Origin of the sequence: Nocardia iowensis, from assembly GCF_019222765.1 — a bacterium.
GTDB lineage: Bacteria > Actinomycetota > Actinomycetes > Mycobacteriales > Mycobacteriaceae > Nocardia > Nocardia iowensis.
Window position 1 is genome coordinate 8,642,817 of record NZ_CP078145.1, and the last position, 12,248, is coordinate 8,655,064.

Below are 12,248 nucleotides of genomic sequence, written 5' to 3' on the forward strand. Positions count from 1 at the left end.
GCGGTCGTTCGCGCCGGACGGCTAGAAGCCCGCGGCCTGGGCCAGCAGCTTGGCGACGGCTAGCGGGCCGAACCAGAACAAGTAATTGATTCCGTAGAGAACTGCCATGGCAGCGAAGTCCTTTCAGTCGAAGTTGCGGTCGATCCAGTCGATCGTCTGCATGCCGAACAGGTCGGTGCCCCAGCCGTAGAGGTCGGTGAGCATGCGGACCATGCTGCAATCGGTGGGCTGGTAGGTCACGTCGGTGCCACCGGCCCGGTAGATGTCGGCCAGCTCCCGCGAGTCCTTGGCGGGCACCAGCGACATCAGCGAGTCGTCGGCGGCGCAGGAGGTGATGGCCACCTTGGCCTTCGGCGTCCCGGATCGGCCGAGGATGTTCTCCTCGAACGCCCGCTGGAACGCCGGTTCGTCGGCCGGGCTGAGGCCCGAGGTGAACAGGGTGTTGAGCGGCAGGAACGGCAGCCCGAAGTAGGCGGGTGTCTGACACTGGGTGCGGAAGAAGTTCGCCAGCCCGACGCCCGCCGGGTTCAGTTTCGCGTTCACCTGCATCTCCGGGTACGCGGGCTCCAAGCCGAGCAGGGTGGCCAGCGCGAAACCGGAGCCCACCGAACCGTCGGCGACCCGCATGAAGTTGCGCGGGTTGACGACCATCCCTTCCAGCACAGCGGATTTCACGTCGAGCTCCGGCGCGTAGGTCGGCTGCAACTCGGCGGAGAAGGCCGCACCGACACCGCCACCGGCTATGCCGAACAGCGCCACCGGCGCTTTCGGGTTCAGTCCGGCGTCCGAGTGCGCCAATGCCGCACGGACACCGTCGAGTTGGGCGTGCGCGGCGAACTTGCCCGCGAAAACACCATGCGGCCTGCGATCGCCGTCGTTGCCGACATCGGAGATCATCACCGCGTAGCCCTTGTCGAACATCAGCGCCAGCGGGCCGAGCGCCGACCAGGACGAGCCGTCCAGCGGGTCACCGCCGGTCCACTGCGTGCTCGGGTGACAGGACCAACCGACGCTGTCGTTGGCCTCCTGATAGGAGATCAGCTTCTTCTCCGACACCGGCACACCGTGATTCGGGATCATCAGGATTCCGGTGCTGATCGTCGGCGTGACACCGTCATTGGCGGTGGTCACGTACATCAGCTTGTAGGCCTCGATATCGGGCGGGGTGACGCCGAGGAACATCACGTCGACCTTCTTGGCCTTCAGCAACGTCCCCGGCTGCTCGGTACCGGTCAGCGGCGGCTCTTGGTAGAACGGGTCGTTGGCGAGCAACGCCTGGAATGCCTGATCCGGCGGAACCGGCTTGGCGTTGTCGATCTGCCCGACGACGAATCCGTTGAAGACCTTGTCCAGTCCCGGCGTGGACATCTCTGGTTCCGCCGCAGCGGTTCCCGCGCACAACACCAGCGCGGCGGCCGTCGCAACGGCCACGGTAAAGCGTTTCATCTAGCGCACCGCCATCGTGTCGATCGGAGTCACCTGAATCTGCCTGGCCGCGGAATCCAGCAGCTGCGGGATATTGAACAGCGGTCGATGCGATTCCATCTGCACCTCGTACGGTGTCCGCATCACGGCTTCCAATGCGGGCCAGTTGTTCTCGACTTGAAACTTATACTTCGGCAGCAGCTCCGAGGTGATGTAGTCCCAGCGCGCGTCGAATTCCGACCAATTCCAGTCCGGTAGCGGCAATGTCAGCAGGCCTGGGCGTCCGTCGGCCATGGTGACCGGCATGCGCACCGGATGGAACTCGCGCGGTGGCGCGACACCGGCGACCGACGGCGATCCGGCGGCACCACTGACGTAGGTGATGGCCTCGCCGACGCTGCCCTTGTAGTTGCGCACCTCGTCCCACTGGTCGCGGATCGCCCAATACTGCTCGCGGCGCAGCAGACTCGCGTTGCCCGCGGCGATCCGGTCCTGATCGCCGGACGCCACGTCGCGCCAGGCGTTCATCACCTCGTCACCGAACAACCCGGCCGCCTGGAACTCCGCCAAGGCGGGCAGGCCCTCGGTGACGTAGGCGTCGTGCATGGGCATCAGGTCCGAGAAGATGTTCTTCTGCATCACCAGGATCATCCCGATGATGTAGCGCAGGTCCTCCGGCGAAATCTGCGAACCCGCCTCGGCCAGCGCCATCAGTCCGCGCGGAAGTTGCGCTACCGCTTGCGGACCGGCGGCCTGGTCGACCGCGGCGACGACGCCGCGCGCGGACTCGGAAAGGCCGGGCAGGGCGTAGATGTTGCCCATCAACTCGAAATCGATGAGCCCGCCACCGAAGTCGGCGCCGACCTGACCGCCCATGCCCGCCCATTGCAGCTCGCGGTGGTTCAACTGCAGGTCTTCGTAGTAGCGGTAGGACTTGATCAGGTTGCCGCGGTTGGCCTCGACGCCGGTCCGTGGATCCCAGGACCGTAGATCGATGCCCGCTTTGTTCGTCGCGTCGACGAGCCAGTACTGATAGAGCAGGGCGGCGTACCTCGTCGGCGCCACTCCCTGGGCGCGCGCCTCGTCCAGCAACCTGCGCAGCTCGACCGGGTCGTAGGGCAGTTCGGGGTTGACTCCGCCGGGACCGGTCGAGGCATCCCGGTTCACCAGCGGTAGATCCAGGTAGCGGTCCACATCCCCGGCTGCTCCCGCGGGGGCCGTACCCGCGAGACCGAGACCGACCGCGGCGGCGAGAGCCAGTGCCGTGGCACGCAGCGCCATACCGATTCGCATCAGCTGTTCAGCCTTCCTCTCTAGCTCGATTCGAGTAATTCGTAAAGCCGAGGAGATGTCCTGCCGGTAGCCACATGTCGATAAGACGTCGATATAGCGCCTCTTCGATTGCACAGCACCGATAGCACAGTAGGTGACGTGCAGGTAAACACAGAGATCAGCCCCCTAGCAAGCGCCGATATGACGAATGGTCGGCAATCGAAGGAAAGGTGTAACACTTAAGTTGCCTGCTAGTAGCTATTAATCGCCCGACGAGCGCTGGCAACTCTGGCGAAATCCTTCGATGAAATCCATGAGATACCTCACAGCACGAACAGGCGGTGCGCTGACCGACAAAAAAGGTGGCATCCGGTCGTCAGGGACGACCGAATGCCACCTGCTGTCAGCTGTTTTCCGTACTACCGCTCGATGATGGCGACGACGCCCTGTCCGCCCGCGGCACAGATGGAGATCAGCGCGCGGCCGGATCCCTTCTCCGCCAGCATCTTCGCGGTCGAGGCGACGATGCGGCCGCCGGTCGCGGCGAACGGGTGGCCGGCCGCCAGCGAGGAGCCGTTGACGTTGAGCTTGCCGCGATCGATCGAGCCGAGCGCGCCATCCAGGCCGAGGCGCTCCTTGCAGTAGGCGTCGGACTCCCACGCGGTGAGCGTCGCGAGCACCACCGAGGCGAACGCCTCGTGGATCTCGTAGTAGTCGAAGTCCTGCAGGGTCAGGCCATTTCGGGCGAGCAGCCGCGGCACCGCGTAGGTGGGCGCCATCAGCAGGCCGTCCGGGCCGTGGATGTAGTCGACCGCCGCGACCTCGCTGTCGACCAGATGAGCCAGCACCGGCAGGTTGCGCTCGGTGGCCCATTCCTCGCTGGACAGCAGCACCGTGGAGGCGCCGTCGGTCAGCGGGGTGGAGTTACCGGCGGTCATGGTGGCGTCGCCCGCCTTGACGCCGAACACCGGCTTGAGGGTGGCCAGCTTCTCCACGGTGGAGCCGGGGCGCAGGTTGTCGTCGCGGGTCAGCCCGAGGAACGGGGTGACCAGATCGTCGAAGAAGCCGCGGTCGTAGGCGGCGGCCATGTTCTTGTGCGACAGGTAGGCCAGCTCGTCCTGCGCCTCGCGCGGAACGGCGAACTCCTTGGCGGTGATGGCGGCGTGCTCACCCATGGACAGCCCGGTGCGCGGCTCGGCGTTGCGCGGGATCTCGATGCCGAGCATGCTCGGGCGCAGTTGGCCGACCAGCTTGAGCCGGTCCTTGTTGGTCTTCGCGCGGTTGGCGTCGAGCATCCACTCGCGCATGGCATCGCTCACCCCAATTGGAGCATCGGAAGTGGTGTCGGTGCCGCCACCGACGCCGGCTTCGATGCGGCCCTGGGCAATTGCGTCGCCGACGGTGACGACGGCCTGGAGGCCGGTGCCGCAGGCCAGCTGCAGATCGTGGGCGGGGGTGTACGGGCTGAGCTTGCTGCCGAGCACGCTCTCGCGAATCATGCCGTGCTCGCCGACCCGCTTCAGCACGGCGCCGCCGACGACCATGCCGAGCCGCTCGCCCTGCAGCCCGAAGCGGCTGACCAGGCCGTCCAGCGCGGCGGTGAACATGTCCTGATTGGAGGCGTGCGCGTATGCCTTGTCGGAGCGAGCGAACGGAATCCGGTTGCCGCCCACGATCGCGACCGGGCGGGTTGTCTTACCGGTCTTGGCGGTGCTCTTCGCCGAACGGGATTTGGTTGTCACTCGAGTCTCCAGGTCTCGTTGGGGGTGTCCGGCGCTCCGGAGTCCGCGTGGAAATCTCCACTGATCGGCGCCCCGTCGCGGTTGGTTTACATTAAACTTACTCTGGAGTAAGTTTGTTGTCGACACCGTACCCCGCAAATGTGTGCCAGCGGTCCACTGCCGGGTACCACCAGACCCGAGAACTGAACATCGCGGCGTGAGCGACAGTCGGTGGAGGGGGTAGCTTGCGTAACCTCGCCAGGGACCGTGCACGCCGCCTGTCAACACAGAAAAGGTAGGAACAGTGGCAGCCAGCAAGAGCAAGGGTGCTCCCAACCTCTACGGATCGTTCGTCCACTCGGCCCCCGGTCAGTTCCTGGCGAGCAAGCTGGGGCTGCCGCAGCCGGAGAACCTGCGTCGCTACCAGAAGGGCGAGCCCGCCCTGCCCGGACCTGTGCTGCTCGGCGGCAAGGGCCGGGTCGCCGAGCCGGTGCGCGCCATGCTCTCGGATTACACCTTCGTCGATTCCCCGAGCGCGGGAACGAAACTCGGCGCGCTGGTATTCGACGCGACCGGCATCGGCACGATCGAAGACCTGTCGCAGCTCTACGAGTTCTTTCAGCCCGCCATGCGCAGCATCGCCGCGTCCGGTCGCATCGTGGTGATCGGCACGACCCCCGAGCTGGCGTCGAGCGTGGACGAGCAGATCGCGCAGCGGGCGCTGGAGGGCTTCACCCGTTCGGTGGCCAAGGAGCTGCTGCGCGGCGCCACCGCACAGCTGGTGTACCTGCACCCCGAGGCATCGACCGGCGCGACCGGCCTGGAATCGACGCTGCGCTTCCTGCTCTCGGCCAAGTCGGCATTCGTCGACGGCCAGGTCATCCGGGTGGGCAAGGACGACGCCACCCCGCCGACCAGCTGGGACCGCCCGCTGGAGGGCAAGGTCGCGGTGGTCACCGGTGCCGCGCGCGGCATCGGCGCGACCATCGCCGAGGTGTTCGCCCGCGACGGCGCCACGGTGATCGTTGCCGACATCCCGGCCGCCGGTGAGGCGCTGTCGCAGACCGCGAACAAGGTCGGCGGCACCGCGCTCGCGCTCGACGTGACCTCGCCCGACGCCGCGGCGAAGCTGGCCGAATTCGCCACCGAGCGCTTCGGCGGCATCGACATCGTCGTGCACAACGCGGGCATCACCCGCGACAAGCTGCTCGCCAACATGGACGAGGGCCGCTGGAACTCGGTGCTCAATGTCAATCTCGCGGCGCCGCACCGGATCACCGAGGGCCTGGTGGCCCGTGGCGCGCTGAAGGACGGCGGTCGGGTGATCGACGTGTCCTCCATCGCGGGCATCGCGGGCAACCGCGGCCAGACCAACTACGGCACCTCCAAGGCCGGCGTCATCGGCATGGTCAACGCCGAGGCGCCGAAGCTGGCGGAGAAGGGCATCACCATCAACGCGGTGGCGCCCGGCTTCATCGAGACCGCGATGACCGCCGCCATCCCGCTGGCGACCCGCGAGGCCGGTCGGCTGATGAGCTCGCTGCTGCAGGGCGGGCAGACCGTCGACGTCGCCGAGACCATCGCCTACTTCGCCGGCCCGGCGTCGAACGCGGTGACCGGCAACGTCGTTCGCGTCTGCGGGCAGAGCCTGATCGGAGCATGATGACGCAGAAGATCACGCTGACGGAACCGCCGAAGAACGGCCCGCTGTATCTGAAGGCCGCGCTGGGTGCGGTTCCGCTGCCGCTGGTTTCGGCGCGTAAGTCGACGCTGCCGGATCGGGCGATTCAGCTCGATGGTCTGCAGGTGGATCCGGATCATCTGGCCGCCTACTGCCGGGCGACCGGCCTGCGGTTCGGCGATGCGCTGCCGCTGACGTATCCGTTCATCCTCACCTTCCCGATCGTGATGCAACTGGTTGTGCAGCGCGACTTTCCGTTCGTCGCGGTCGGTGCGGTCCACGCGGAGAACGTGATCGAGCGGGCCCGCGACATTTCGGTGAGTGAGCCGCTGGATATCAAGGCGCACATCGAGAATCTGCGGGAGCACCCGAAGGGGCTGCTCGTCGACGCGATCACCGAGATCAGCGTCGGCCGGGAACCGGTGTGGCGGCAGGTCACCACCTTCCTGCACCAGCAGCGCACCTCGCTCTCGGGTGGGCCGAAGCCGGAACCCAAGCCGGAAGAGGTTCCGCCGCCGCCGCTGCGCACCTGGCGGGTCGATCAGAAGACGATCAACCAGTACGCCGCGGCGTCCGGTGACCACAACCCGATCCACACTTCGGCGCTGGGCGCCAAGGCTTTCGGGTTCCCGAAGCCGATCGCGCACGGCATGTGGTCGGCCGCGCACATCCTCGGCACGATCGAGGGTCGCGTCCCCGGCAAGACCACCTATTCGGTGAAGTTCGGCAAGCCGATCTTCCTGCCTTCGACGGTGAACGTCTATGCCGATCAGGTGGCAGGCGGCTGGGATCTAGCCGTACTGAACCCGAAGAAGGGGTTCCCGCACCTCACCGCCACGTTGCGCTGACGCACGAAAGCACCGGAGCCGCACCTTCTTTCACGGCAGGTGCGGCTCCGGTCGTTTCATCGGTCAGCAGTTGCAATCACAGCAGCCGCAACAGTCGCCGCAGCCGCAATCGCAATCGCAGCGTTTGATCCAGGCGTCCTTGCGGTTGCCGGTGCACGGCTGGGTGTGGTCGGCGCAGCAGGCGTACCCGGTGCAGTACGAACCGAGGATGAGGGTCAGGGACTCACCGATGCCGGGACGGCGGTGCCCGGTGCGCCGCGAGTTCAGCTGGACCTCGCCGCGGTTGTGGGATACCGCGCAGGTGTGACCGGCGATGGTGCCGATGCCGTGGCCAAGTCTGCGGAGCACCGAGGCCAGCGGATCCAGCAGCATCCAGCGGACGGTGGGAACCGCGTCCAATTCGGCCGCCGCGACCGCCGCGCGCAGCTGTGAATCCGATTCCCGCAGTAAGTCATACGCCTGCGGCATGGTGGTCCCGGTGGCGGCGAGCGGATTGAACCGGCCGCGCGCCAGGTCTCGCTCGTAGTCCTGCACGGCATCGGCGAGATGCGCGATCCGGCCGAATTGCCAGCCCGCAGTACGCAATGCGTCCACGTTGTCCGGGCGATCGGCCAAAATGGCTGTGTGCGCGAAGAATTCCGATGCGCACAACTGGGTCGGCGCGGTCAACCGCGCCAACGAGTCCGCCCGATCCGTCATCGCCAGATCAAGCGCCGCCTGCTCCAACCGCGTCTGTGCACTCAGCGCGGCGACCAAGGGTTCGACATCTAGCCCGATCCGCTGCGCACTCACCCGCGCCTGCCCGGCCCACCGGGTGGACACGGTTCCCATCGGCTTACGCGCCAGTGCGGAAGCGTCACCGTCCGCCACGTGGTCACGAATCTTGGCCGCTGCCAGCAAGAGTGAAGCCGTCGCCGCCAGCCGCACACCGGGTGCATCCACCGACGCGACCGACGCCCGTTGCATGCCGCGCAGGGCACACCGTCCCGCCGTGCTGCGCTCGACCGCACCGCCGGACTGCGCCTCGGTGAGCATGCTCAGCACGATCGCGTCGACATTCGTTGTCGCACGGGCCAATTGACCGTGCCCGTCGCGCAGCCCCAGACACAACCCGCACATATGCGTGCGCCACTCCGCCGCATCGATGCCGTACTTCGCCGCGCCGTGCGCACACGGCCTGAGCAACCCGAACAATTCCGCCCCGTTCCCCCGGCTCGTTCCGAGCGAACCGGTCCGTACTCGATGATCTTCGCACTCTGGCAGGCAGGCGACCACGCGGCAACCGCTGCGCGGCCCCTCGACCCGGCTCGCGACGTGCGGGTGCTGCTACTCCGCCTTCTTGCGCCCCGCCAGACCGCGCCACGCGAGATCGTCGAGCAGGTCGACGGCCTCGGCGACCTCGATGCGGCCGCTGGCCACCCGGTCGGCGATGGCCTCGCCCGCGCCGATCACGGCGACCGCGACGACGTCGAAGTTGGTGCCGGGTTCTGGGTGTTTCGCGCTGGATTCGAGCAGCTTGGCGGTCAGTTCGATGACGCGCTCGCGGGCATTCTCGATCTCGGACGCGAACGCCTGCTGCCCGATGGCCTGGCGGTAGAGCACCTGCCAGGAGCGACGGTTGCGGTCGACGAAGCCGAGGAAACCCTCCAGCGCGACCCGCACCTGTTCGTGTGGTGTCAGCTGCGGGTTGCCTGCGGGCACCACCGATTCGATGAAGCGAAGTCCCTCGCGCTGGATGCAGGCGCGGAACAATTCGTCCTTGGAGCCGTAGTACAGGTACAACATCGGCTTGGATATTTTGGCCTCGGCGGCGATGGCGTCCATCGACGTATCGTGGAAACCTTTCCGCGAGAACACCTCGACCGCGGCATCGAGCATCTGCTGCTCACGAACCGCCCGAGGAAGTCGCTTCGTTCCGCCCGCCATCCACTCTCCTACCGCATGGTGAAGTTCATATATTACTCCAAGGTAAGTTCCGCGGGTCGGATTTGCTCACCAGTCGCGGGAACCGTGCCTCAGCCGTCGCGGGAACCGGGCCTCAGCAGCGCGGAAGGGCGCCCTTGAACGCGGCCATCCGCAGCACCGACGCGTCGACCTGGGCGGCGGGCAAGCGGCCCGCCGACACGGCCTGCTCGAGCTGATCGAGCACGCTGGGCACCGCGTCGGTGGTGATCCACAGCGCGTTGTCGGCACCGGCGACCAGCGCGGCCTCCACGGCGTCCGCGATGGACAAACGGTTGGTGATCGCGGCCATGCCGCCGAGGTCATCGGTGAAGATCGGCCCCTGGAACGGCGCGGCGCCGTAGTCACGGCCCTCGCGCAGCAGCGTCATCACCTGCGGGCTGATGCTGGCGGGCACCTCAGGGGTGGTGAGGCCGGGAACGTCGAGGTGGCCGACCATCACGCCCGCGCCGGAATTGATCAGGGCACGGTACGGGACGAGATCGACGGTCTGCAGGTCGGCCAGCGGCGGCGTGCGGACCGCGCCCCGGTGCGAATCGCCGGAGGCGGAGCCGTGGCCGGGGAAGTGCTTCAGCACCGTGCCGACACCGACCTCACGCATGGCCCGGATATAGGCGTCGGCGTATTCGGTGACCACGGCCGGATCGGCGGAGAAGGAACGGTCGCCGATGACGGAATCGTCGGGCTGGCTGCTCACATCGACATCGGGGGCGAAGTTCACCGTCACGCCGAGGTCCTTCAGTTTGCGACCCCTGGTCAGTGTCTCTTGATAGAACTGTTCGGCGGACATGGCGGGCACCGTCGCCCTGGCGGAGAGCGCCTCGCCGATCAGACTCCGAACCCGGGAGACGCGGCCGCCTTCCTCATCGATGGTCACCATGAGCGGCACCTTGGCCGTCTGCTTGACCTGGTCGAGCTGGCCCGTGCTCAGCAGCGACAGGTCGGTCCAGCCGCCGACGAATATGCCGCCCACCTGTTCGGTGCTCACCACATTCGCCGCGTCGGCCTGACCGGTGATGCCAACTGTCAACAGCTGCGCCAACTTCTGCCGCAAGGTGAACTGGGCGAGGTACCCGTCCGTGCACGCCTTTTTCCCGGATGTGGTTGCCTGCGTGGGCGATTCGGAGGTCGACTCGGGAATCACCGGTCGCGAAGGCGCGGAGTCGCTGCCACCGCCGGACGAGCAGGCGGTCGCGACGGCGGCCAGCACGGCGAGCACGAGCAGAGGCGTCTTCCGCATGGAAGTAAACCGTACTGATCGCGCGCGGCAGCGGGTAGGCCGGGCTCGGCCAGGGTAGCCTTGTTCAATAGCCGTGAGTCTCCCACCAGGAGGTCATCGTGCCCTGCGATCTGATGCTCATTGCCTACGACGGGTCCGAGAACGCCAAGCGGGCCATCGAATACGCCGGGCGGTTCCTCAGTGCGAACAGAGCGATCGTGCTGACCGCGTGGGAGCCGATGGTGCGGCAAGCCGCCCGCCTGTCCGGGTTGTCCGGTGTGATGCAGCCGGAATGGGTGCCCGATGAGGAGATCGAGGACGTCGCCTACGTCGACGCCCGCACCATCAATACCGAGGGCGTCCGGCTGGCCAAACTCGCCGGGCTCAATGCCGAGGCGCGCACCGCCGAATGCACGACGACCATCTGGAACGCCATCGTCGAATGCGCCGACGACCTGGACGTCGACATCATCGTCGCGGGCACCCGTGGCGCCACCGGCATCCGCGCCCTCCTGCACAGCAGCGTCGCCGACGCCGTCCTCAAACACTGCCACCGGCCGGTTCTCATGGTCCCACCCGGCAAAGAGCCCACCCCCAAAGCGGGTTAGCGCGCCGCGACTGAGATTTGGGTCGCTCGGCGGGTTGAGGTGCGGCGCGCGGAGTTAGGGTCGAGGGATCATGGATGGATTCCTGCTTGCTCAGGCCGAGGGGGTTGTCCGGGCGTTCGGTAGCCGGGTCGCCTTCGATGAGGCCGGGCACGCGGTGGCCGCGCTACGGGATGGCAGCGCGGAACTGATTGTCGGGGCACTACCGTTCGATCCGCGGCGGCCCGCCGCTCTCAGCGTGCCCGAACGTGCGCAACGCACGGTGGGCCCATGGCGGCCCTCGGCGCTTCCCGAACTGCCCGCCGTGCAGTTCGTCACCGAAATCCCCAGTGCCGCCGAACATATCGCGCGTGTGACGAAACTGATCGAGCAGCTCAACGATCCGGCGCAGCCGCTGCGCAAGGTGGTCGCGGCCCGGTCGGTGCTCGCCGAGGCGGCTGCCGCGCTGGAGCCCGAGCTCGTCGCGGCCCACCTGCTGACCCGGCATCCACACGCGAATGTGTTCGCGGTGGACCTGACACCGGCCGGGCGGGTCGGCGCGACGCTGGTCGGTGCCACACCCGAGGTGTTGATCGCCCGCCATGGCGACACGGTCACGCTGCGTCCGCTGGCAGGCACCCTGCCACGTCTCGCCGACCCCGCCGCCGATGCGGCCCAGGCCCAGGAACTGCTGGCCAGCGCCAAGAATCGCGACGAACATGCCTTCGTCATCGAGTGGATCCGGGAAAAGCTCAGCCCGGTCTGTGCTGAACTGTTCATCCCCGACGGACCGGAACTGATCAGCACGCACGAGGTATGGCACCTCGCCACCCCGATCACCGGACGACTGCGCGATCCAGCGACCACCGCCCTCGATCTCGCATTGCTGCTGCACCCCACGCCCGCCGTGTGCGGCACCCCGACCGACCTGGCGCTCGACACCATCGCCGAGCTGGAGGAAGACCGCGGCTTCTACGGTGGCGCGGTCGGCTGGTGCGACGCGTCCGGCGACGGCGCCTGGGTGGTCGCCATCCGCAGCGCCGAGTTGTCGGCCGACGGCCGGACGGTGCACGCCTACGCGGGCGGCGGCATCGTCGCCGCCTCGGACCCGAAGGCGGAACTCGACGAGACCACCGCCAAACTCCGCACTCTCCTCGGCAGCCTGAACTGCGTCATCCCGGCGCATTGATTCGCGGGTGAGCACCGCCGCCACCGCGGTACGCGCTGGCTATCGCCGGGAATCGACGGGCTGAACGCACCGAATACGGCAGCGGGCTGCTAGGTTGACCGGGAATGTGCCTGCATCGATGTATTGGAGTGCCGCAATGAAGTTTGCTGTTCCTGGTGTTGCGAGTGCTGTCGGCGGCGCCGTACTCGGCGTGATCGCGGTGCTCCTCGTCACGGTGGCGGTGCAGCAGAACTCGCGTCCGGACATCGACCGCAGCGGCGACAAGGACTCCTCGTTGCTGAACAACGTCGAGTACGGCAGTCGCTGAGCCGCTGACCCCCGCTTCACCCGCCGACTCGCGCGAACCC

The 12,248-nt window shown here is 67.2% G+C and carries 11 protein-coding genes; 5 read left to right on the forward strand and 6 right to left on the reverse strand.

All coding sequences use genetic code 11. The features are described 5' to 3' along the window. Positions 1–123: 123 nt before the first annotated feature. The 3 genes from KV110_RS39930 to KV110_RS39940 form a co-directional block, all read right to left on the reverse strand. Positions 124–1,446 carry a lipase family protein gene (locus KV110_RS39930; protein WP_218472268.1) on the reverse strand — a complete coding sequence of 441 codons (1,323 nt, stop codon included), beginning with the start codon at positions 1,444–1,446 and terminating at the stop codon, positions 124–126. After that, a complete protein-coding gene (locus KV110_RS39935) occupies positions 1,447–2,718 on the reverse strand; it encodes a hypothetical protein (RefSeq protein WP_218472269.1) in 1,272 nt (423 codons plus the stop codon). Positions 2,719–3,116: 398 nt separating this feature from the next. After that, positions 3,117–4,439, reverse strand: a complete 1,323-nt coding sequence (locus KV110_RS39940) for an acetyl-CoA C-acetyltransferase (RefSeq protein ID WP_218472270.1) — start codon at positions 4,437–4,439, stop codon at positions 3,117–3,119. A gap of 283 nt (positions 4,440–4,722) precedes the next feature. Between KV110_RS39940 and KV110_RS39945 the strand changes: the two genes are divergently transcribed. Together KV110_RS39945 and KV110_RS39950 are read left to right on the forward strand one after the other, a co-directional pair. Further along, a complete protein-coding gene (locus tag KV110_RS39945) occupies positions 4,723–6,081 on the forward strand; it encodes a 3-oxoacyl-ACP reductase (protein WP_218472271.1) in 1,359 nt (452 codons plus the stop codon). Beyond that, on the forward strand, positions 6,078–6,947 hold the full coding sequence (locus tag KV110_RS39950; protein ID WP_218472272.1) for a MaoC family dehydratase: 870 nt from the start codon (positions 6,078–6,080) through the stop codon (positions 6,945–6,947). Before KV110_RS39945 ends, KV110_RS39950 begins: the two co-directional genes overlap by 4 nt. A gap of 63 nt (positions 6,948–7,010) precedes the next feature. Here KV110_RS39950 and KV110_RS39955 read toward each other — a convergent pair whose 3' ends face one another. The 3 genes from KV110_RS39955 to KV110_RS39965 all read right to left on the reverse strand — a co-directional run bounded on the left by KV110_RS39955 (position 7,011) and on the right by KV110_RS39965 (position 10,149). Further along, positions 7,011–8,141, reverse strand: coding sequence for a DUF5685 family protein (locus KV110_RS39955; protein WP_218472273.1), 1,131 nt, complete (start codon positions 8,139–8,141; stop codon positions 7,011–7,013). 132 nt (positions 8,142–8,273) lie between these two features. Then, entirely contained in the window at positions 8,274–8,873 is a 600-nt protein-coding gene (locus KV110_RS39960; RefSeq protein WP_218472274.1) for a TetR/AcrR family transcriptional regulator, read from the reverse strand. A 112-nt stretch (positions 8,874–8,985) separates the two neighbouring features. Next, positions 8,986–10,149: a glycoside hydrolase family 3 N-terminal domain-containing protein gene (locus KV110_RS39965; RefSeq protein WP_218472275.1), complete on the reverse strand. Its 1,164-nt coding sequence runs from the start codon at positions 10,147–10,149 to the stop codon at positions 8,986–8,988. Between the two features lie 98 nt (positions 10,150–10,247). Between KV110_RS39965 and KV110_RS39970 the strand changes: the two genes are divergently transcribed. The 3 genes from KV110_RS39970 (at position 10,248) to KV110_RS39980 (ending at position 12,208) form a co-directional block, all read left to right on the forward strand. After that, entirely contained in the window at positions 10,248–10,736 is a 489-nt protein-coding gene (locus KV110_RS39970) for a universal stress protein (protein ID WP_218472276.1), read from the forward strand. Between the two features lie 70 nt (positions 10,737–10,806). Continuing rightward, a complete protein-coding gene (locus KV110_RS39975; RefSeq protein WP_218472277.1) occupies positions 10,807–11,901 on the forward strand; it encodes an isochorismate synthase in 1,095 nt (364 codons plus the stop codon). A gap of 136 nt (positions 11,902–12,037) precedes the next feature. Then, positions 12,038–12,208: a DUF2613 domain-containing protein gene (locus KV110_RS39980; RefSeq protein ID WP_083894819.1), complete on the forward strand. Its 171-nt coding sequence runs from the start codon at positions 12,038–12,040 to the stop codon at positions 12,206–12,208. Positions 12,209–12,248: the final 40 nt, after the last annotated feature.

Bases quoted from the DNA above. Each gene is read 5' to 3' on its own strand.
- KV110_RS39930 (WP_218472268.1), bottom strand. From the start codon at position 1,446: ATGAAACGCTTTACCGTGGCCGTTGCGACGGCCGCCGCGCTGGTGTTG.
- KV110_RS39935 (WP_218472269.1), bottom strand. From the start codon at position 2,718: ATGCGAATCGGTATGGCGCTGCGTGCCACGGCACTGGCTCTCGCCGCC.
- KV110_RS39950 (WP_218472272.1), top strand. From the start codon at position 6,078: ATGATGACGCAGAAGATCACGCTGACGGAACCGCCGAAGAACGGCCCG.
- KV110_RS39960 (WP_218472274.1), bottom strand. From the start codon at position 8,873: ATGGCGGGCGGAACGAAGCGACTTCCTCGGGCGGTTCGTGAGCAGCAG.
- KV110_RS39965 (WP_218472275.1), bottom strand. From the start codon at position 10,149: ATGCGGAAGACGCCTCTGCTCGTGCTCGCCGTGCTGGCCGCCGTCGCG.
- KV110_RS39975 (WP_218472277.1), top strand. From the start codon at position 10,807: ATGGATGGATTCCTGCTTGCTCAGGCCGAGGGGGTTGTCCGGGCGTTC.
- KV110_RS39980 (WP_083894819.1), top strand. From the start codon at position 12,038: ATGAAGTTTGCTGTTCCTGGTGTTGCGAGTGCTGTCGGCGGCGCCGTA.